The sequence below is a fragment of the Brevibacillus sp. 1238 genome (assembly GCF_029892995.1).
Taxonomy (GTDB): Bacteria; Bacillota; Bacilli; order Brevibacillales; family Brevibacillaceae; genus Brevibacillus; species Brevibacillus parabrevis.
Window position 1 is genome coordinate 85,284 of the sequence record NZ_JARXWC010000001.1, and the last position, 19,878, is coordinate 105,161.

At 55.5% G+C, this 19,878-nt stretch carries 21 protein-coding genes; 18 read left to right on the forward strand and 3 right to left on the reverse strand.

Annotated elements, in window-relative coordinates; translation table 11 throughout:
* Window positions 1-55: 55 nt before the first annotated feature.
* From cobJ to M2298_RS00480, 14 genes are all read left to right on the forward strand, one after another.
* Window positions 56-1,840 (forward strand): precorrin-3B C(17)-methyltransferase, encoded by a 1,785-nt coding sequence (gene cobJ, locus M2298_RS00415; protein ID WP_280648091.1) that lies wholly within the window; start codon window positions 56-58, stop codon window positions 1,838-1,840.
* 50 nt (window positions 1,841-1,890) lie between these two features.
* A complete protein-coding gene (locus M2298_RS00420) occupies window positions 1,891-2,910 on the forward strand; it encodes a sirohydrochlorin chelatase (protein WP_280648092.1) in 1,020 nt (339 codons plus the stop codon).
* 13 nt (window positions 2,911-2,923) lie between these two features.
* Window positions 2,924-3,691 (forward strand): precorrin-6A reductase, encoded by a 768-nt coding sequence (cobK, locus tag M2298_RS00425; protein WP_122962809.1) that lies wholly within the window; start codon window positions 2,924-2,926, stop codon window positions 3,689-3,691.
* 57 nt (window positions 3,692-3,748) lie between these two features.
* Window positions 3,749-4,399 carry a precorrin-8X methylmutase gene (locus M2298_RS00430; RefSeq protein ID WP_063228372.1) on the forward strand — a complete coding sequence of 217 codons (651 nt, stop codon included), beginning with the start codon at window positions 3,749-3,751 and terminating at the stop codon, window positions 4,397-4,399.
* Between the two features lie 4 nt (window positions 4,400-4,403).
* On the forward strand, window positions 4,404-5,540 hold the full coding sequence (locus M2298_RS00435) for a cobalt-precorrin-5B (C(1))-methyltransferase (protein ID WP_280648093.1): 1,137 nt from the start codon (window positions 4,404-4,406) through the stop codon (window positions 5,538-5,540).
* Window positions 5,503-6,732: a precorrin-6y C5,15-methyltransferase (decarboxylating) subunit CbiE gene (gene cbiE, locus M2298_RS00440; RefSeq protein ID WP_122962811.1), complete on the forward strand. Its 1,230-nt coding sequence runs from the start codon at window positions 5,503-5,505 to the stop codon at window positions 6,730-6,732. Before M2298_RS00435 ends, cbiE begins: the two co-directional genes overlap by 38 nt.
* A complete protein-coding gene (cobI, locus tag M2298_RS00445; protein WP_063228369.1) occupies window positions 6,729-7,442 on the forward strand; it encodes a precorrin-2 C(20)-methyltransferase in 714 nt (237 codons plus the stop codon). The genes cbiE and cobI overlap by 4 nt, the downstream gene beginning before the upstream one ends.
* Entirely contained in the window at window positions 7,439-8,218 is a 780-nt protein-coding gene (cobM, locus tag M2298_RS00450) for a precorrin-4 C(11)-methyltransferase (protein ID WP_063228368.1), read from the forward strand. Before cobI ends, cobM begins: the two co-directional genes overlap by 4 nt.
* Window positions 8,215-9,357, forward strand: a complete 1,143-nt coding sequence (locus tag M2298_RS00455; RefSeq protein WP_173596047.1) for a cobalt-precorrin 5A hydrolase — start codon at window positions 8,215-8,217, stop codon at window positions 9,355-9,357. Before cobM ends, M2298_RS00455 begins: the two co-directional genes overlap by 4 nt.
* Complete coding sequence (locus M2298_RS00460) at window positions 9,354-10,733, forward strand: cobyrinic acid a,c-diamide synthase CobB (RefSeq protein WP_122962813.1); 1,380 nt, start codon at window positions 9,354-9,356, stop codon at window positions 10,731-10,733. Before M2298_RS00455 ends, M2298_RS00460 begins: the two co-directional genes overlap by 4 nt.
* Window positions 10,726-12,243 carry a cobyric acid synthase gene (locus tag M2298_RS00465; RefSeq protein WP_122962814.1) on the forward strand — a complete coding sequence of 506 codons (1,518 nt, stop codon included), beginning with the start codon at window positions 10,726-10,728 and terminating at the stop codon, window positions 12,241-12,243. Before M2298_RS00460 ends, M2298_RS00465 begins: the two co-directional genes overlap by 8 nt.
* Window positions 12,240-13,292 carry a nicotinate-nucleotide--dimethylbenzimidazole phosphoribosyltransferase gene (gene cobT / locus M2298_RS00470; protein ID WP_217021872.1) on the forward strand — a complete coding sequence of 351 codons (1,053 nt, stop codon included), beginning with the start codon at window positions 12,240-12,242 and terminating at the stop codon, window positions 13,290-13,292. Before M2298_RS00465 ends, cobT begins: the two co-directional genes overlap by 4 nt.
* Window positions 13,289-14,077, forward strand: coding sequence for a uroporphyrinogen-III C-methyltransferase (gene cobA, locus M2298_RS00475; RefSeq protein WP_122962815.1), 789 nt, complete (start codon window positions 13,289-13,291; stop codon window positions 14,075-14,077). Before cobT ends, cobA begins: the two co-directional genes overlap by 4 nt.
* Before the next feature lie 73 nt (window positions 14,078-14,150).
* On the forward strand, window positions 14,151-14,807 hold the full coding sequence (locus tag M2298_RS00480; protein ID WP_173598463.1) for a precorrin-2 dehydrogenase/sirohydrochlorin ferrochelatase family protein: 657 nt from the start codon (window positions 14,151-14,153) through the stop codon (window positions 14,805-14,807).
* 39 nt (window positions 14,808-14,846) lie between these two features.
* Here the strand turns inward: M2298_RS00480 and M2298_RS00485 are convergent, their stop codons facing one another.
* Entirely contained in the window at window positions 14,847-15,152 is a 306-nt protein-coding gene (locus tag M2298_RS00485; protein WP_173598462.1) for a hypothetical protein, read from the reverse strand.
* A gap of 85 nt (window positions 15,153-15,237) precedes the next feature.
* Between M2298_RS00485 and M2298_RS00490 the strand changes: the two genes are divergently transcribed.
* Together M2298_RS00490 and M2298_RS00495 are read left to right on the forward strand one after the other, a co-directional pair.
* Complete coding sequence (locus tag M2298_RS00490) at window positions 15,238-15,930, forward strand: hypothetical protein (protein ID WP_280648094.1); 693 nt, start codon at window positions 15,238-15,240, stop codon at window positions 15,928-15,930.
* The gene (locus tag M2298_RS00495) at window positions 15,920-16,486 is read left to right on the forward strand and encodes a peroxiredoxin family protein (RefSeq protein ID WP_173596052.1); all 567 of its coding nucleotides are present in this window, start codon (window positions 15,920-15,922) and stop codon (window positions 16,484-16,486) included. Before M2298_RS00490 ends, M2298_RS00495 begins: the two co-directional genes overlap by 11 nt.
* Before the next feature lie 101 nt (window positions 16,487-16,587).
* Here the strand turns inward: M2298_RS00495 and M2298_RS00500 are convergent, their stop codons facing one another.
* Together M2298_RS00500 and M2298_RS00505 are read right to left on the reverse strand one after the other, a co-directional pair.
* Window positions 16,588-17,817, reverse strand: coding sequence for a cation:proton antiporter (locus M2298_RS00500; RefSeq protein WP_122962820.1), 1,230 nt, complete (start codon window positions 17,815-17,817; stop codon window positions 16,588-16,590).
* A gap of 2 nt (window positions 17,818-17,819) precedes the next feature.
* Window positions 17,820-18,317, reverse strand: a complete 498-nt coding sequence (locus M2298_RS00505; protein WP_173596053.1) for a cation:proton antiporter regulatory subunit — start codon at window positions 18,315-18,317, stop codon at window positions 17,820-17,822.
* Between the two features lie 260 nt (window positions 18,318-18,577).
* Between M2298_RS00505 and M2298_RS00510 the strand changes: the two genes are divergently transcribed.
* Both M2298_RS00510 and M2298_RS00515 read left to right on the forward strand, forming a co-directional pair.
* Window positions 18,578-18,832, forward strand: coding sequence for a hypothetical protein (locus M2298_RS00510; protein ID WP_063228359.1), 255 nt, complete (start codon window positions 18,578-18,580; stop codon window positions 18,830-18,832).
* 244 nt (window positions 18,833-19,076) lie between these two features.
* Entirely contained in the window at window positions 19,077-19,823 is a 747-nt protein-coding gene (locus M2298_RS00515; protein ID WP_122962822.1) for a stalk domain-containing protein, read from the forward strand.
* The last annotated feature ends 55 nt before the right edge of the window (window positions 19,824-19,878 follow it).

A 19,878-nucleotide genomic window follows, 5' to 3' on the forward strand; every position in this document is an offset into this window, starting at 1 on the left:
AAGACCATATAACGCCTGCATGCGACACGTATGCGATGGAAAGGGGAGGGGCCGTATGAGCGGCAAGTTGTTTGTGATCGGGTTTGGCCCGGGAAGTTTTGAACATATCACCAAGCGTGCGCGGGAAGCCCTGCAAGAATCTGACGTCATTATCGGTTACTCGACGTACGTGGATTTGATCCGCGGACTTTTGACCAATCAGGAGATCGTCAGCACCGGGATGACCGAGGAAGTGACGCGTGCGCGCGAAGCCGTGCGCCAAGCGGAAGAGGAAGGCAAAAAAGTAGCGGTGATCTCCAGTGGAGACTCCGGCGTTTACGGGATGGCGGGTCTGGTCTACGAAGTGCTGGTCGAGAAAGGCTGGACAGAGGCGACTGGCGTTCCGATCGAAATCGTTCCGGGCATCTCGGCGATCAACTCCTGTGGCGCTATTCTCGGTGCTCCGATCATGCATGACGCCTGCACGATCAGCTTGAGCGACCACTTGACGCCGTGGGAGCTGATTGCCAGACGGATCGATGCAGCCGGGATGGCTGATTTCGTCATCGCCTTGTACAACCCGCGCAGCGGTCGACGCACGCGCCAGATTGTGGAGGCGCAGCGCATCCTTTTGCAATACCGTTCGCCTGATACACCTGTCGGAATCGTGAAAAGCGCCTACCGCGAGCGCGAGACGGTCGTGGTGACGACACTTGCGCAAATGCTGGAGCACGACATCGGCATGTTGACGACGGTCATCATCGGGAACTCTTCGACGTTCGTATACGATGGCAAAATGATTACGCCGCGCGGCTACCAGCGCAAATACACGCTGTCGGCAGACGAACAGCCGCTCAAGCCGCATCAACGGCTGCGCGTGGAAAATGAACCGTGGTCATTGGAAGCAGGCGACGAAAGCGTGGGCACGACTGCCCCAAAGACAGTAGAGCCAGCAAGTGAGCGACCTGTGCTGGCGACTGATGTGGAAAGTCCGTCGGCTGCTGGTCAAGCCGGACTAGCCGGAAGTGCAACGAGTACGGCTGTCCTGGAAGCTCCTCCGGTGGAACAGGCAGCGCAAACGGTTGCTCACCAGGCAGAGCGCTCGCCGCTCGATTGGGCCATGCAAGCGCTGAGTGCCGTCAATACGGCAAAAGGCATCGAAACGAAGCCTGCCCAAGCAAGCGCTGTTCGTACGGCTTCATCGTTTCAGCCGGAAATGATTTTTGAGTTCGCCGTCAGTCCCGGTGTCGCCAACAAAAAAATCACGCCGATGCAGATGATGGCGATCGCCGAAGTCGCAGGAGAAAAAGGCGAGATCGAATATACCCCGCACCACCAGATCATCATGCGTGTGCCGACTGCTGATCCGGAAAGCGTGACCAGCCGTTTGCGCGAGCTGGGGCTTATCCTCAGCCCGATCGGGGATGTGTTGCAGGTGAAGGCGTGCGATTTTTGCGATGGCGAGAAAAAAGACAGCATCCCGTACGCGGAGGAGCTGCACCAGCGGCTGGGTGGCAAGGAAATGCCCAAAGAGCTGAGAATCGGCTTTAACGGCTGCGGCATGGCCTGCTATGGAGCTGTTCAGGAGGATATCGGAATCGTGTTCCGCAAAGGCAAATTCGATTTGTTCCTGGGCGCGAAAACGGTGGGACGTAACGCGCATTCCGGCATTCCGGTTGCGGAAGGCATTGATAAAGAGGCGATTGTGCCGCTTGTCGAGCGAATCGTGAACCGATTCAAAAAAGAGGCGTTTCCGAATGAGCGCTTCCACAAGTTTTTCCAACGGGTAGGCGAGCTGGAGGGGTATGCCTGGTACGAACCTGCCAAAGCGGAAATCGAGAACGCCGCTTGCGGAGATTGACAGACGGATCAATAGGTAGCGGAGTTGACCGAAAACGAGGGGGAAACGAAATGGACGCGGTTTTATTTGTAGGACACGGAAGCAAGGACCCGGAAGGCAACGAAGAGATTCGCCAGTTTGTCGCTTCCCTTGCGCCTGAGCTGGATGTGCCGGTTATCGAGACGTGCTTTCTCGAGTTTGCCAGACCAGACATGCTGCAAGGATTGAATACGTGTGTAGCGAGAGGAGCGACGCGGGTAGCGGTCATCCCGATTATCCTGTTCTCTGCGGGGCATGCGAAAATCCACATCCCGGCGGCGATTGACGAAGCGAAGGAGCTGCACCCGCACGTACAGTTCATCTACGGTCGTCCGATCGGCATTCACGAAGAAGTGATCAACATTTTGTCTACACGCATGGCAGAAGCGGGCTTCGCTTCCGGTGAAGATTACGACGATCTGGCTGTGCTCGTCATCGGGCGCGGCAGCAGCGACGCGGATGCCAACAGTGATATTTACAAAATGTCCCGCCTTTTCTGGGAGCGTTACAAGGCGCCTTTGGTCGAGACAGCTTTCATGGGTGTGACCTACCCGCTGTACGACGAGGGAGTGGAGCGCTGCCTGAAGCTTGGCGCCAAGCGCATCGTGCTGTTGCCGTACTTCCTGTTTACAGGTGTGCTGATCAAACGGATGAGCGATCAACTGGAGAAGTTCCGCGCGCAATATCCGGATGCCCAGTTTGAGATGGCCGAGTATTTCGGTTTCCACCCGTTGCTGAAAGAAGTGCTCAAGGATCGCGTCGAGGAAGCTTTGCACGGGGAAGTGAAGCTGAACTGTGACACCTGTCAGTACAGACTGGCAGCGATGGAGCATATCGACCACCATCACCACCACCATGATGACGATCACGGACATGGACATCACCACCACCATCACGGGCATCATCATGATCACGATCACCACCATGACCATGATCATCACCATGACCACGATCACCACCATGCTCACGATCATAACCATGACCACGATCATTACCATGATCATGACCATGATCACAAACACGACCACAAGCATGACCACGTAACCAAGTAGGAGGAGACACAGCATGATTCTCGTATTGGCTGGAACGAGCGACGCGCGTGAATTGGCCTTGTTGATCAAGGAAAACGGCTACGATCTGCTGACCACCGTCGTAACGGACAACGCAGCGAAAAGCATGGAGGAGGCCGGTGTGCCCGTCCAGGTCGGACGCTTGACTGCCGACGACATCCAGCAGTTGATCCAGGAAAGGGGCGTGCGCTGTGTCGTTGACGCGAGCCACCCTTTTGCGGAGGAAGCCTCGAAAAACGCGATGGCGGGCGCACAAGGAGCGGGTGTTCCGTACATCCGTTACGAGCGTGAGAGTCTGGATGCGCCAGGCAGCGAAAAGCTGATCATCGTCGAGGATTACGTGCAAGCAGCCGAGCTTGCGGCTGACAAGCGCGGCGTCATCATGCTGACGACTGGCAGCAAGACGTTGAAGACGTTCACGGATCGTCTCCTGGGCCTGCCGGACACGACATTGGTTGCCCGCATGCTGCCGCGGCTCGACAATATGCAAAAATGCGAAGAACTCGGCGTGGAGCAAAAAAACATCGTCGCCATGCAAGGGCCTTTTTCCAAAGAGCTGAACAAAGCGCTCTACGCCCACTATGGCGTGACGCTGATGATTACGAAAGAGAGCGGCAAGGTAGGCGCTTTTGACGAAAAAGTGGAAGCAGCGCTGGAAATGGGCATCGAGACAATCGTCATCGGACGTCCGAAAATCGATTACGGCACCAAGTTTTCCGACTACCAAAGCGTGCTGAACCAGCTTAAAGAGGTCGTGCAATAACACGGCATCCCGCCTGTATAAACAAGCATCCAAACAAGTGACTGGAGGAAACCAACCATGGACTTCAAAACCGAATTTAAGCCTTTGACTGTACAACCGCAAGAGATCGAGGACATGAGCTTTCAAATCATTACCGACGAGCTGGGCGAGCACCCGTTTACAGAGGAACAATACCCTGTCGTGCAGCGCGTCATCCACGCTTCCGCCGACTTTGATCTCGGACGCAGTCTCGTTTTCCACCCGGATGCTGTCCAATCCGGTATTCAAGCGATTCGCAGCGGAAAAATCGTCGTGGCGGACGTGCAAATGGTTCAAGTCGGCATCAGCAAAAATCGGATTGAGAAATTCGGCGGCGAAGTGAAAGTATACATCTCTGACCGCGACGTCATGGAAGAAGCAAAGCGCCTCAACACCACTCGTGCGATTATTTCCATGCGCAAAGCTGTGAAGGAAGCAGACGGAGGAATTTTCTGCATCGGTAACGCGCCGACAGCTCTGTTGGAGCTGATTCGCATGGTGAAGGAAGGGGAAGCGAAGCCAGGACTTGTCATCGGAATGCCAGTAGGCTTCGTATCTGCGGCGGAGTCCAAGGAAGAGCTGGCGAAGCTCGACATTCCTTTCATCACCAACATCGGGCGCAAAGGCGGAAGCCCTGTAACTGTAGCGGCATTGAATGCCATCTCCATCATGGCGGAACGGTTGGGCTAAGCAGATGGCAGCCAAAGCAGCATCGGACGAAAAAGAGGCGAAACCCCTCCGCCACGGCTACACAACTGGATCATGCGCAACGGCGACGACCAAGGCTGCTTTGATAGCGCTGATAACCCAGGAGCCGCAAAGGGAGGCTACCATCCGCCTGCCGATCGGGGAAGACGTGACTTTCCAGATGGAGAGCTGCGAGTTTTCGCCGGAAAAAGCGACAGCAGCCACGATCAAGGACGGCGGTGACGACCCGGATGCCACGCATGGGGCGTTGATTCTTTCCACTGTCGAATGGTCAGACGAGCCTGGGATTATTTTGGACGGTGGCGTCGGGGTAGGACGGGTGACCAAGCCAGGGTTGCCTGTCCCGATTGGCGAGGCCGCGATCAATCCCGTTCCGCGCAAAATGATTCGCGAGACGGCTCAGGCGGTACTCGATGAGTACGGGATAGAGCGCGGGATCAAAATCGTAATTTCCGTGCCTGCGGGCGAGGAAATTGCAAAAAAAACATTGAACGGACGACTCGGCATACTCGGCGGCATTTCCATTTTGGGGACGCGCGGAATCGTGGTGCCGTTTTCCACTTCTGCTTACAAGGCAAGCGTGGCTCAGGCGATCAACGTCGCCAAAGAAGCGGGCTGCGATCACATCGTCCTCTCCACGGGCGGAAAAAGCGAGTCGTATGGAATCGCTACCTACCCGGAGCTGTCCGAGGAAGCTTTCGTGGAGATGGGCGATTTCGTCGGGTTTGCGCTCAAGCAGTGCAAGGTCAGGAAAATGCGCAAAGTGACGCTTGTCGGCATGATGGGCAAGTTTTCCAAAGTGGCGCAAGGTGTCATGATGGTTCACTCGAAAAGCGCTCCTGTCGACTTCGGATTTTTGGCCCAGATGGCGACGGAAGCAGGTGTTTCCCAAGAGCAAGTGGACGAAATACTGGGAGCAAATACAGCCTCGCAGGTCGGGGATATGATGGCGGAGACGCCTGCCTTTTTCGAGATCATGTGCGCCAACTGCTGCCGTGCCGCCCTGAAAGAAGTAGGCGGCGGCATCGTGGTCGAAACCATCATCATTACTATGAAAGGGTCCCTGCTGGGAAGGGTGACGATCGATGACACAAGCGATGAAAGTGATCGGGATCGGGGATGACGGACAGCAAAGCTTGCTGCCGCTGTACCGGACCTGGATCGAAGAAAGTGAGCTGTTGGTTGGAGGAGAGCGGCATCTTGGCTTTTTTCCGGAGTACAAAGGGGAAAAGCGAGTTTTGAAAGGCGGCTTGACCGCGATGGTCGAGGAACTGCGGTCAGAGACGCGCAAGACGGTCATTCTCGCTTCCGGCGATCCGCTCTTTTACGGGATCGGCAGCCTTTTGGCGAAAAAGCTTAATGTGGACATTTACCCGCACCTCAGCTCCATTCAGCTCGCTTTTGCCAAAATGGGCGAGGCGTGGCAAGATGCGACATTGCTCAGCGTACACGGCCGCAGCATCAAAGGGCTGGCGCAGCGGATGGACGGCAAGGACAAAGTCGCGCTGCTCACCGATCGGGAAAACACGCCTGCGGCGATCGCCAAGTATTTGCTGTCGTTTCAGATGACCGAATACGATGCGTTCGTGGCGGAAAACTTGGGCAGCGAAGACGAGCGGACAGGCTGGTACGCTTTGCAGGACATGGCTGACGGCGTCTTTTCCGATTTGAATGTCGTGATTTTGAAAAAGCGTCGGCCAAGCCCGGTCTGGCCGTTTGGGATTGCGGACGAGGAGTTTTCCCAGCGCAAGCCGGACAAGGGACTGATTACGAAAAAAGAAGTGCGCATTTTAAGCATCGCCCAACTGCAATTGCACGCCAAAAGCATCGTTTGGGACATCGGCACCTGCACAGGCTCCGTCGCGATCGAGGCAGCGCGAATCGCACGCGAAGGCGAAGTGTACGGCGTGGAGAAAAATGCGGACGACCTGGAAAACTGCCGCCAAAACATGGCGAAGTTTCGCACCGATCTGACTGTTGTGAATGCCCGCGCGCCAAAAGGACTGGATGAGTTCCCCGACCCGGATGCCGTCTTTATCGGGGGCAGCGGCGGAGAATTGCGCGAGCTTTTGAATATTTGCTGCACGCGGCTTCGGGCAGGCGGACGCATCGTGGTCAACGCAGCGACGATTGAGACGTTGTACGAAGCGACGCAAGCTTTTGCAGAGGAAGGCTTCGAAACATCGGTCACGCTGGCGCAACTGTCGCGCAGCAAGCCGATTTTGTCTTTGACCCGTTTTGAAGCGTTGAATCCGATCTACATCATTACGGCCTGGGCCAAGCAGGCAGAGGAACAAGGAGGAGACAGCAAGTGACCAAGATCGGAACATTGTACGGGCTGGGAGTCGGCCCTGGCGATCCAGAATTGATTACTGTAAAGGCATTCCGCCTGCTGCAGCAATCCCCGGTAGTTGCGTACCCGAAAAAACGGATGGGCAGCAAAAGCTACGCCCACCAAATTGCCGAGCTGTACGTGCAGCCGCAAGACAAGGAAATGCTCGGACTCGTCTTCCCGATGACACGCGACAAAGAAATTTTGGAGCGCGAGTGGAACAAAACGGTCGAAATCGTCTGGGAGCGTCTGTCCGAAGGCAAAGACGTCGCGTTTGTCACCGAAGGCGATCCGATGTTTTACAGTACGTTCATCCACATGATGCGCGTCATGCATGAAGAGCACCCGGAAGTGCCTGTCGTAACCGTGCCGGGCGTATCTTCGTTCCTCGGAGCTGCTTCCCGCTTCAACATGCCGCTCGCGGATGGCGACGAGCAAATCGGGATCATTCCGGCTACAGAAGACAAGGAAGCGATGCGCAAAGCGATTGAAGATCACGATACCGTCGTGTTTTTGAAGGTAGCAAAAGTGCTGCCGATGATCATCGGTTTGCTGAAAGAAATGGGACTCGCAGACAAAGCCGCTGTTGCGACAAAGGTCACTTCTTCGGAAGAAATGGTCTGGACGGACATGCGTGAACTGGAGCGGGCAGAGCTTAGCTATCTAACACTGATGGTGGTGAAAAAGGGATGAAACTGTACATAGTGGGAGCGGGTCCCGGCGACCCGGATTTGATTACCGTAAAAGGCATGAAGCTGCTGCAAAAGGCAGACGTCATTTTGTACACCGACTCGCTCGTCAACGAAGAGCTGGTTGCGCTTGGCAATCCTGATGCAGAGGTGCTGCACAGCTCCGGCATGGCGCTGGAAGAAATGGTAGAGCTGATGGTAGACCGCATCAGCAGCGGAAAAACAGTCGTGCGCTTGCATACGGGCGACCCGTCCGTGTACGGAGCGATCATGGAGCAGATCGCTTTGCTGAAAGCAAAAGGCATCGAGGTAGAGATCGTGCCAGGCGTCAGCTCCGTATTTGCGGCAGCAGCAGCAGTAGGCGCCGAACTGACCATCCCGGAGCTGACCCAGACGCTCATCCTCACCCGCGCAGAGGGGCGCACGCCTGTACCGGACAGGGAGAAGCTGCGCGCGCTTGCCGAGCATCACTGCACACTCGCTTTGTATTTGAGCGCGACTTTGACGAAAAAAGTAGTGCGCGAGCTTGTCGAGGCAGGCTGGAGCGAAGATACGCCAGTCGCTGTCGTGCAACGGGCAAGCTGGCCGGATCAGCTGATCGTGCGCACGACCTTGAGAAATTTGGACGAAGACATGGGCAAAAACGGCATTCGCAAGCACGCGATGATTTTGGCAGGCTGGGCTTTGGACCCGGATATCCATGAAAAAAGCGAACAGTACCGTTCCAAGCTGTACGATAAAACCTTCACGCACGGGTACAGAAAAGGTGTGAAAGAATGATTATCGAACTGGTTGAAGGGGAAATTCCAGCCATCCGCCAGCGCGGGGAATATGCGATCGTCGCCATCACGAAGCACGGGGTAGAGATGGCACGCGATCTGGCGCAAAAATTTCCCGGGGCAGACTTGTACTACATGAGCAAGTTCGCCCGTGGAGACGAGGAAGCTCGCGGCATCCAGCTGTTTTCCAACAGTGTGCGCATGCTGTTTCCTGCGCTTTGGCCCGCTTACAAAGGGCTGATTATCATTATTTCGCTCGGGGCGGTTGTGCGGATGATCGCTCCTTTGCTGGAAGATAAAAAGAAAGACCCGGGTGTCGTCGTCGTGGACGATCGCGGGGAAAATGTGATCAGCGTCCTGTCCGGCCACCTCGGGGGAGCCAATGAGCTGGCTCGCGAGGTAGCGGCGATCATGGGCGCTCGTCCGATCATCACGACTGCTTCCGATGTACAAAAGACGATCCCTGTCGATTTGTTCGGCCGCCGTTTTGGCTGGGAGTGGGATTCGGCTGACAAGCTGACGCCAGTGAGCGCCTCTGTCGTCAACGAGGAGCATGTAGCGGTGGTCAACGAATCAGGCGAGCGCGACTGGTGGATGCACGACACGCCGATGCCGCCGTCGATCAAGGAATACAAGACGATTGCCGAAGCGCAGGCAGCCAATCCGCATGCCGCGCTCGTCGTCTCTCACCGCTTGCTTGCGCCAGAGGAGCAGACGATTTTGGACAATGGCGTCCTGTATCGTCCGAAAGTAATCGTGCTCGGAATGGGCTGCAACCGGGGAACATCTGCCGAGGAGATCGAGGCGGTCATCAAGGAGACGCTGGATGAATTGCAGTTCTCCATCAAAAGCGTCAAGGCTCTTGCGACGATTGAACTGAAAAAAGACGAGGCTGGACTGATCGCCGTGTGCGAGAAGTACGGCTGGCCTTTTGTCTGGTATTCCCCGGAGGAACTGAACAAGGTGGAGATCAGCGATCCGTCCGAGACGGTATTCAAGTTCACGGGAGCGTACGGGGTAAGCGAGCCTGCGGCGAAGCTGTACGCAGGTGTCGACGAACTCGTCCTGACCAAGAAAAAATCGGGCAACGCCACTATTTCTGTCGCTTTAATGCCTTATCGTGAGGAGGAGCGCGTATGACGGATAACAGCCGCCGTATCGTAATCGCCGGAACGGGCAGTGGGGCAGGCAAGACGACCGTTACCATCGGACTGATGGCTGCCCTGATCCGCAAAGGCCATGTCGTCCAAGGCTTCAAGTGCGGCCCTGACTATATCGATCCCACTTACCATACAGCCGTAACAGGCAGAGCGTCGCGCAACCTCGACAGCTTCATGCTGGAGCATGAGGTGGTCAAAGAGATTTTCGTCCGCGGCAGCGAAGGCGCGGACATCTCGATCATCGAGGGCGTCATGGGCATGTACGACGGCAAGGAAGCGACGAGCGACAAAGGAAGCACGGCTGAAATCAGCATTTTGACAGCTTCGCCTGTGTTGCTCGTGGTCAACTGCCAAAGCATGGCGCGCAGCGCGGCTGCGATCGTCAAAGGCTTTCAGCTGCTCAATCCGCAGGCGAAAATCGTCGGTGTGATCGCCAACAAAGTCGGCAGCGAAGGGCACCACAAAATCGTCAAGGCGGCGATTGAGCAGGAGTGCGGGATTCCGGTTGTCGGCTATTTGAAACGGGAAAACGAGCTGGAAATTCCCGAGCGTCATCTCGGACTCGTGCCATCCGTGGAACGCGGCGAGCTTGCGCCTCTGTTTGCGAAGCTGGCAGACTTGATTCACGAAACGGTAGACCTCGACCTGGTTTGGGAACTGGCGAAAGCAGAGCCGCTGCAAGTGGAGCCAAAGCTGTTCGCGCCGCGTCAAGCGAACTACGACGTGACGATCGCGGTAGCGAAAGACCCGGCGTTTCATTTTTACTATCCGGAAAATTTGGAACTGCTGCAGGCGCACGGAGCGAAGCTGGCCTTTTTCTCGCCGCTGGCAGGAGAAGGCGTGCCGGAAGCAGCGGACGGCCTGTACATCGGCGGAGGCTTTCCAGAGGAGTTTGCTGCCGAGCTGTCGCAAAACGAGCTGGTGAAAGACTCGTTCCGCAAGGCGATTGCCAAAGGCTTGCCGACCTTGGCCGAGTGCGGCGGGTTCATGTTTTTGACGGAAGCGATTGTGACCACAGACGGCGAGAGCTTCCCGATGCTCGGGATCGTGCCCGGGAAGGTGACGATGCAGAAAAAGCTGGCCGCGCTTGGCTATCGGGAAGTGCGCGGCAAGGCAGGCAATTTCCTGATCGGCCCGGATGAACAGGCAAAAGGGCACGAGTTCCATTATTCGACTTATTCCAGCGAGCAACAGCTTCCTGCGGCCTATGAGACAAAAGGGCTGCGCGGAACTAAGCCAGAAGGATTCGCAGAGGGCAATCTGGTCGCAGGCTACACGCACTTGCACTTTGGCTCCAATCCAGAGCTGGTGAAGCGGTGGCTGAGTCTGTGCGCGGAGGTGGCGGCTCGTGCCTAAAGCTCTCCCGCTGATGGTTCAGGGAACCAGCTCAGACGCAGGGAAAAGTGCGATCGCAACGGCACTTTGCCGAATTTTTGCGCAGGATGGCTACAAGACGGCCCCGTTCAAATCGCAAAACATGGCGCTGAACTCCTACGTCACGCTGGACGGGAAAGAAATCGGGCGGGCACAGGGCGTTCAGGCGGAAGCGGCCGGGATTCTCGCCACGACCGACATGAATCCGATCCTGATCAAGCCGACGCGCGATTCCGAGTCGCAAATCGTGGTGAACGGCGAGCCGTACGCCAACATGAAAGCGATGGCGTATCGCCAGGAGTTTTACGAGGAAGGACTGCGGATTATCGGCGAGGCTTACGAGCGGCTCGCCGCCGCGTATGAGCGGATCGTGATTGAGGGGGCAGGCAGTCCGGCAGAAGTCAATCTCAACGATCGCGAGCTGGTCAACATGCGGGTCGCGCGACTGACGAACGCTCCGGTCATTTTGGTGGCTGACATCGAGCGCGGCGGCGTTTTTGCCAGCCTGGTCGGCACGCTGCAACTGCTCGAACCCGAAGATCGCGACCGGGTGATCGGCGTCGTCATCAACCGTTTTCGCGGCGATCTGACGCTGTTGCAGTCAGGCTTGGACTGGTTTGAGGAGTATACGGGCAAGCCTGTGCTTGGCGTGGTGCCGTTCATTCCCGACTTGTGGATCGATGCGGAGGACTCGCTGATTTTGCATCGCTACCAGGGGCAGAGAGAGACGCCGCGCGATCTGGACATCGCGGTCTTGCGCTATCCGCGCATTTCCAATTTCACAGACGTAGACCCGTTTTTTGTGGAGCCGGATTGCCGGATGCGCTTCGTGACTCGTTTGGAAGAGCTGGGCGAGCCTGACCTCATCGTGTTGCCAGGCAGCAAAAATACGCTGGAAGACTTGCAGTTTTTGCGCGAGTCAGGGCTGGCAGACGCCGTGAAACAGCTCCATGTGCAAAAAAAATCGTACGTAGTCGGTCTGTGCGGCGGCTATCAAATGCTGGGGCTGACGATTTTGGACCCGGATGGCGTGGAATCTCCGTTGCAGCAGCTTGACGGGCTGGGGCTGATTCCGATGACGACGACGATGGAGACAAAGAAGACGACGGTTTTGTCGAGGGGCGAAGCGGTGTTTGCCGGAGAGCGGCTCGAAGTGGAAGGCTACGAGATTCATATGGGCCAGTCCGCTTATGAGCAGGTGGATGCCCCCTTTATCCAGATGGGAGAGCGCACGGAAGGCTACTGTCAGGAGGAGCGCCAACTGATCGGGACGTATTTTCACGGGTTGTTTCACAACGACCGCTTTCGTACGCTGCTATTGAACGCAATCCGTGCGAAAAAAGGGTTGGAGCCAATCGTAGAGCGTCCGTCCTTCGTGGCGCTTCGCGAGCAAGGCTACGATCTGCTGGCAGATACGGTACGCCGTCATGTGCGGATGGATGTCATTGAAGAACAGATGAAGGCTTATCAGGAAAAAGAGGTGCGTATATGATGGCAGGCTTGGAAAAGCTATTTCCGGCGATTGAGCCGCGAAACCATGAGGCAAGTGAGCAAACGAGACAACATGTGGATCAGCTGACCAAGCCGCTGGGAAGTTTGGGACGCCTGGAGGAACTAGCTGTGGAGCTGGCAGGAATGACAGGAGAGACGTTTCCGGTCGTAACGCCGCCTGGCGTACTTGTTTTCGCGGCGGATCACGGTGTCGCTGCTGAGGGAGTGTCGGCCTATCCCCAGGAAGTAACGGCGCAAATGGTGCTGAACCTGGTGAACGGTGGCGCGGGGATCAACGTGTTCGCCCGGCAAATCGGCGCGATCCAAAAATTCGTGGATGTCGGCGTGGCTGTAGAGGTAGAGGCTCCCGGAGTGACCAGCAGACGTATCCGCTCTGGCTCGGGCAACATGCTGAAAGAAGCGGCGATGTCGCCGGAAGAAGCGCGGCAGTCGCTTGCGGTCGGCATCGAGCTGGCGCAGCAGATCATCGATGAAGGAGCCAAGGTGCTGATCGTCGGTGAAGTAGGGATCGGCAACACGACAGCGAGCAGCGCGATTTTGTCCGCTTTGACGGGCGCAGACCCGGATGAGATTGTCGGGCGGGGCACAGGCTTGGACGACGCTGGCTGGCAGCGCAAAAAAGCCGTTGTCCGCGAAGCGCTCGCGCTGCATCGCCCGGATGCGGATCAGCCGCTCGACGTGCTGGCAAAAGTGGGCGGACTGGAAATCGGCGCGATGGCAGGGGCCGTGATTGGCGCTGCATCCAGACGCGTTCCGGTGTTGCTCGACGGCTTTATCGCCACCGTAGCAGCACTTTTGGCGGTGCGGTTGGAGCCAGGCGTAGCGGACTACTTGATTGCCGGTCACCGTTCCCAGGAGCCGGGACATGCTTTCGCACTGAACGTACTGGGCAAACAGCCGTTGCTCGATTTGAACTTGCGGCTTGGCGAAGGCAGCGGAGCGGCAGTGGCGTTTTCAATCGTCGAGGCATCGGCACGGATGGTGCGCGAGATGGCGACTTTTGCTTCGGCGGGAGTCAGTGACCGATGAGCGGCGCGGGAAAAGTGTACCTCGTCGGCGCTGGACCTGGTGATCCCAAGCTGATTACGGTCAAAGGGCTTGAATGCTTGCAAAAGGCTGATGTGGTCGTCTATGACCGCCTGGCTAACCCTGAATTGCTCGCTTATGCGCCTGAAACGGCAGAGCGTATTTATTGCGGCAAACTGCCTGATCATCACACGATGCGCCAGGAATCGATCAATGAAGTCCTCGCGGAGAAGGCGCTGGAAGGCAAGATCGTCGTACGCCTGAAAGGTGGCGACCCGTGCGTGTTCGGACGTGCGGGAGAAGAAGCCGAGCATCTGGCTGGGCGAGGAGTCGCTTTTGAGATCGTGCCAGGCGTCACGGCGGGAATCGCGGCTTCCGCATACGCGGGAATCCCGGTGACTCATCGCGATCACGGTTCATCTTTTGCCGTAGTGACAGGTCATCTGCGCGAAGACAAGCCGGAGCTGGCTGTGGAAAAATGGCGGGCGCTGGCGAGCGGGATCGACACGGTTGCCTTTTACATGGGCGTCGCCAATTTGCCGCTGATCCGCACGCAATTGATCAAGCACGGCCGCGACGCAGAGACGCCTGTCGCTGTCATCTCCTGGGGGACGCTGCCCAAGCAAGCGGTCGTAACGGGCACTTTGGCAAACATCGAGGAACGCTTGGCAGAGAACAGCCACGTCACCAATCCGGCGATCATTTTGGTCGGCGATGTCGTGAAAATGCGGGAAAAAATCAACTGGTTTGAGGCCACGCTTGGCGTAAACGATAGTCTTGCCGAGTAAAGCGCAACGGCTGGGCGGCTAGGCTAGACGGTTTGCTGCCGCGAATATGTAGTATTGCAGGGAGGGACGGCGGATGCCGCACTATGCGATGATGGTCAATCTGGAACGTAAACGTTGCGTCGTAGTCGGTGGCGGACAGGTCGCAGAACGGAAAATCGCCAGTCTGCTTGCCGCTGGCGCGGATGTCTGCGTCGTCAGTCCCACCTGTACAGAAGCGATTCACGCCTGGGGGCAAGCGGGCAGGCTGACGCTTTGGCAGCGACCGTTTGCTTCCGCTGATGTTTCTTCTGCTGTGCTCGTTGTCGCTGCGACCAGCGATTCTGCGGTCAATCTGGCTGTCTACGAAGCGTGTCAGCAAGCCGGGTGCCCGTGGATCAATGTAGTGGATCGTCCCGACCTGTGCTCGTTTACGGTTCCGTCCGTAGTCGAGCGCGGCGACCTGACTGTGGCCATCTCGACAGGGGGCAACAATCCGGGCTTGGCGAAAAAACTGCGCCGCCAGCTGGAAGCGTGGATCGGGCCTGAGTACGAAGACTACACGCGCTTTTTGGGAACGATGCGCAAACGGGTGCTCGCGCTGGACGAACTGGACGCTGCAGGCAAACGAGCCGTTTTGGCCGAGCTTTTGGATGACCGTTTCCTGGAATGGACCCGCAGCGGGGAGGTCGAGCGAAGGGATCGGGAGGCAGAGGCGGTTGTAGCTGAATGGCTGGGCTGTGATCGATCATAGGCAAAAAAGGAACAACCTAAGTCTGATCGGGATGTCGACTTAGGTTGTTTCTTTTTGTGCGCGATCCGCGATGAGAAGCAGGCAGCTTAGCTCGCCCGAAAAAGGCAAGGAGGGATGCAATGTTGCTTTCAGATGTCCCAGCCCTCGTTCTTTGGCGTCCTGTAGCTGCCTGGCTATGTAGCTTTTGATCCAGCCTTCATCCGGCGCGTCATAAATTTGGCTGAAATTGCTGGAATACATGTCTGAAATGTTCTCGTCCCGGTAGTGATGAACGTGGGGCACGGTCGTGCGTTTCGAGAAGGAGCAGTCAAAGCTCTCTTGCAACGCAAAAATTTGCTGAAGCATTCCATTATTCTCCTTTTCCTGATATGGTGATAGTTGGTACGTATACCCTCTAGCGTAAGTCATTTTTTTCAGGGAGGAAACCTCTTTGTGGGATGCTGTTCAAATCGGCCCGTTTTTATTGAAAATGAGCACCTTGGCCGTCATCGTCTCCATTGCGACGGGCTTTCTTGCAATCACGTTTCTTGTCAAAAAAGACAGGGCGACAAGAGGGGCGCTCACGGAGCTGCTAAGCAACGCCGTTCTCCTCGGCTTTTTGGTTTGGAAGTTCAGCTATGCGCTGTTTCATCTGGACCAAGTCGTGCAAAATCCTTCGTCGCTTTTGTATTTCTCCGGCGGCGAGCGTGGAGCCTGGCTGGCGGCGCTTGCTGTGCTGGTATATTTTTCGCTGCGTCTGCGCAAAAAATCGGTTCCGGTCGACCTCGTGGCCTGGGCGGTGGCTACTGGTTCGTTGGCTGCGACAGGCATGTATCAGCTATTGACGGTGCTGCTTGAACAAAGCGGCTTTTTGTACCATGTTCAGCAGATCGTTTTATGCCTGTTGTTCCTTGTCTGGCTCCAACGCGCGCGAAAACAGCTGAACGAGCTGGCTGTCTGGCTTATGCTGCTGATGTGGTTTGCGATTGGACAAGTGTACGTGCAGTTTTACGTTCAACCGCGCGAATCCGCCTTCGCGGGACTTTCCTCCGAGCAGCTTGTCTACTACGGGGGCGCGCTGTTGCTGCTCTTTTTGTCCAGACGCATGACCAAACGGAAAGGTGAGAACGCAGATGAAGTTTAATCAAATAGCGGCGTTTGTCGTGTTGATCGGCTTGCTGGCGTGGGGAATTGTCGATGCCTCGATCCTGTCGCCAAAAGGGAAAAATGCCGCGACGAGCGGGCCGGGGGCGACTAGCACAGCGCAGGTCGGCACGGAAAAAGGAAATGCGGCTCCCGATTTTGAATTGCAACAGTTGGACGGCAAGAAAGTAAAGCTGTCCGATTTTCGCGGGAAAAAAGTGATCGTCAATTTGTGGGCTACCTGGTGTCCGCCTTGTCGGGCAGAAATTCCCGACATGCAGCAATACTATGAAGCAAACAAAGACAACGATGTCGTCATTTTGGGCGTAAACTTGACGACGACAGAAACAAAGCCGGAAGATGTCGGCGTGTTCGTAAAAGCGTACGGCATGACGTTCCCTGTCCTGCTGGATGAAGACAAGCAAGTCACCAACGAGTACAAGGCGATCTCGATTCCGACCAGCTACATTATTGATTCGAATGGCATCGTCCAGCACAAGTATATCGGGCCGATGAGCTACGAATGGATGGAGGAGACGCTGGCAGCGATCCAGTGAGGAAGCATGGGGGCGGAAAGCGGCGAGCACGATGATGGACGGAACGGACGAAAAAGGCAGCCTGTACACGCAGCGGCTGCCTTGAATCACCTATCAATACACTATGAATCGGACTGGTTTGCAGGAGGCTGCTTGACACTGCCGCGCTCCAGTGGAAGGACGGCATTCAGCAGCTGGTAGATGCGCTTTGATTCTTTCGTCAGCAAAGGGCCTAAAATGGCGAGAATCAGCACGTACAGAGCTGCGAACGGCTGGAGAATATCCATGAGTGCGCCCGCTTTTCCCAGATTAGCCATGATGATGGAAAACTCACCGCGTGAAACGATTGTCAGTCCAATGTTGGTGGAAGCTTTGGGCGGCAGCCCGGCGCTGCGTCCTGCCAAAAGTCCGGCAGCGACGTTTCCGATGAGGGTGATGACGACCGCAGCGATGGACAGCCAGACGGCTCCCCCCAATGACAGAGGATCAATCGTTAAACCGAAGCTGAAGAAAAACATGGCGCCGAAAAAGTCGCGAAATGGCAGTATCAGATGTTCGATGCGTTTCATATGTTGTGTTTCTGCTAATACGAGCCCCACGAGCAGCGCGCCGATGGCTTCAGCTACATGGATTGTCTCGGAAAAACCCGCAATCAAAAACAGGGCGGCAAACACCGTAATCATGAACACTTCGTTTGATTTGATGTTTAGCGCGCGATTCAAAAAAGGGACGAGCCTGCGGCCTACGACGATGAGCAGGAGCATGTAGCCGAGAGCAATCAGAGCGGAGGAAACCACGCCTCCGAGAGAAGTTGCTCCGCTGAGGACAAGCCCCGATACGATCGAGATGTACACGGCCAAAAAGATGTCCTCGAACATGATGATCCCAAGAATCATCTCGGTTTCGCGATTGGCTGTCCGTTTGAGATCGACCAGGACTTTTGCGACGATGGCGCTGGACGAAATCGTAGTGATTCCGGCGATGATCAGCACTTCTTTCAGCGGGAAGCCGCAGACCCAGCCAAACAGCACGCCGAGAGTAAAGTTAATGGCGATGTAGATCGTCCCGCCGATCGCGATAGAGCGCCCGGCCTTGATCAGACGCCCTACCGAAAACTCAAGGCCGAGGTAAAACAGCAGGAAAAGCACCCCGACTCTGCCCATAAATTCGATGAGCGGCGCACTGTCGATAAAGCGCAGATCGAACAGGCCGATATCGGGGGCGTGCGGACCGACGACCATCCCGACCAAAATGTAAAAGGGAACGATGGAGAACTTCAACTTGATGGAGAGGAAGCCGGCGATGGCAATCAGAGCGAGCGCCAGGCCGACTTCAAACACGATGTGCTCCAAGGTCAATCACCCCCGTTGCTGAGAATAGTCTTGAGCGCTTTCACCTGCTTTCGTTCACCTGCTACTACGAGGGTGGAGCTTGCACGAAGCACATACTCCGGTCCAGGATTGATCGTTTGTGTGTGGTCTTTTTCAATGACAGCGATGATCGTGGCACCCGTCTCCTGACGCACGTCCAGCTCGCCGATCGTCTTGCCGACGGCGCGTGAGCCAGCGTCGATTTTGTACCATTCGATCATAAGCTTGTCCAAAGCGACCTCAACTGTTTCCAGAGCGGTCGGCGTGTACGTCAGGCCGCCGACAATCGCTGCAATTTGCCGCGCCTCGTCGTCATCCAGCGTAACCATCGAGATGTTCTCATCCGGATCTTCGCGGTCAAAATGGTACATTTCCCGGCGGCCGTCATCGTGAATGACGATGACCAGCTTGTCGCCGCCTTTTGTTTCTACCTGATATTTTCTGCCGATTCCCGGCAAATCCGTCTCGCGAATCGAGAACATGCAACAACCTCCTTCTACGTCTGCCCATATGTATATAGGTAATCACTCTTATGCACGAAAGAGCGCCCTGCATGTCGCGCAAGATCATTTGGAATTATAACCATTCCGGTGTTACTTTAGTAATAATTCCGGATCATCCTTGGAAGCATTGTCGACATACGTACCCATTATCCATTATTATACACGAAGCGGCTTTCCCTTTTTGGCATAACCGAAACAAATTCGCATAGATTTGACACATTTTTTAAGGGTGATGAAGCGTGGCTAACAAGCAATATCGTTTGACAGAAGCAGAGTGGAACTTTATTTCGGACATGCGCTCCATGGAGATGGATGAGCTGCTGGACATTGTCATCGCTCTGCGCAATGAAGTGCGAGAGCTGGAAAAGAAAGCGGAAATCATCCGCGAACGGGAAAAAGAAGGCTGGGAAGCCGAATACCAGGCTGCCAAGAAGCGAATCAATCACCTTCGCCAGTTTGAGCAAGACTTGCGCAAGACGTGGCCGCATGATTAATCAGGCAGCCCGGCATGGCTGGCGCTTGCCAAAAGCATCCAAAAGGAAACAGCAGAACCTGCGATCAGCGGGTTCTTTTTTTTGTCTGATGGAATAAACTTGGAGGTGCGAAACAGGATGTCTCCGGAATTTGGCAAGGAAAAAATGCGATGTTGACATACTCTCGACACGATCAATAGGTAAAGTAAGTTATGTACATAGCGACATGATAGGAAAAAGACAACCGGGAGAAGGAGGACTTTTCATGTTCAAAAAACAGTATCTAGCAGTTTTCTCAGCGGTGGTTCTTGCGACGAGCTTGCTGCCGACTGGCTCTCAGGCAGCGACTGGAACAAAAAACTTGCAGGCAAAGTACAACAATATCAAGGTCTTGTATAATGGTGCTACTGTTCCGACTACGATCGAACCATTTATCGTAAACGGAACCACTTACATCCCGCTTCGCATGATGGCAGGCGTGTTCAACAAGGAAGTCGAGTGGAATGGCACGTCCTACACCATCACGGTAAAAGATCAGGCAGATGCGCAGCATGCAGCCGAGTTGTCCGCGCGTGACGCCCAGATTCGCACCTTGCAAAGCAAGATCGACACGCTGAACCAACAAATCTCTGATCTGGAAGACGATTTGGACGATGCGAAAAACAAAGACGATGACGACGATGTAGATGACCGTATGGACGATCTGGAGGATGCCCTGAATGACGACTACGGAGATTTCCGTGGCGTTGAATGGGATATCACCCTGAGCGGCGACGAGGATGACATCGACGTAGAAATCGCGCTTGACTTCGATGAGTACGAGGATGAACTGGATCAATCGGACTTCGAAGACCTCGTGGAAAATGTCATCGAAGACATTTGGGATGAGTTTGAAGACGCTGACGTAACAGGCGAAATCGTAGACTCCAGCAACAACGACAAAACGGAATACGACTTTGATGGCGATGCCAGCGATGAAGAAATCAGCTTCGAAGACGATGTTATCAACTAATCTTTTCTAAAGAAAAGCCTTGCTTCCGGAAAAATGGGGCAAGGCTTTTTTCCTA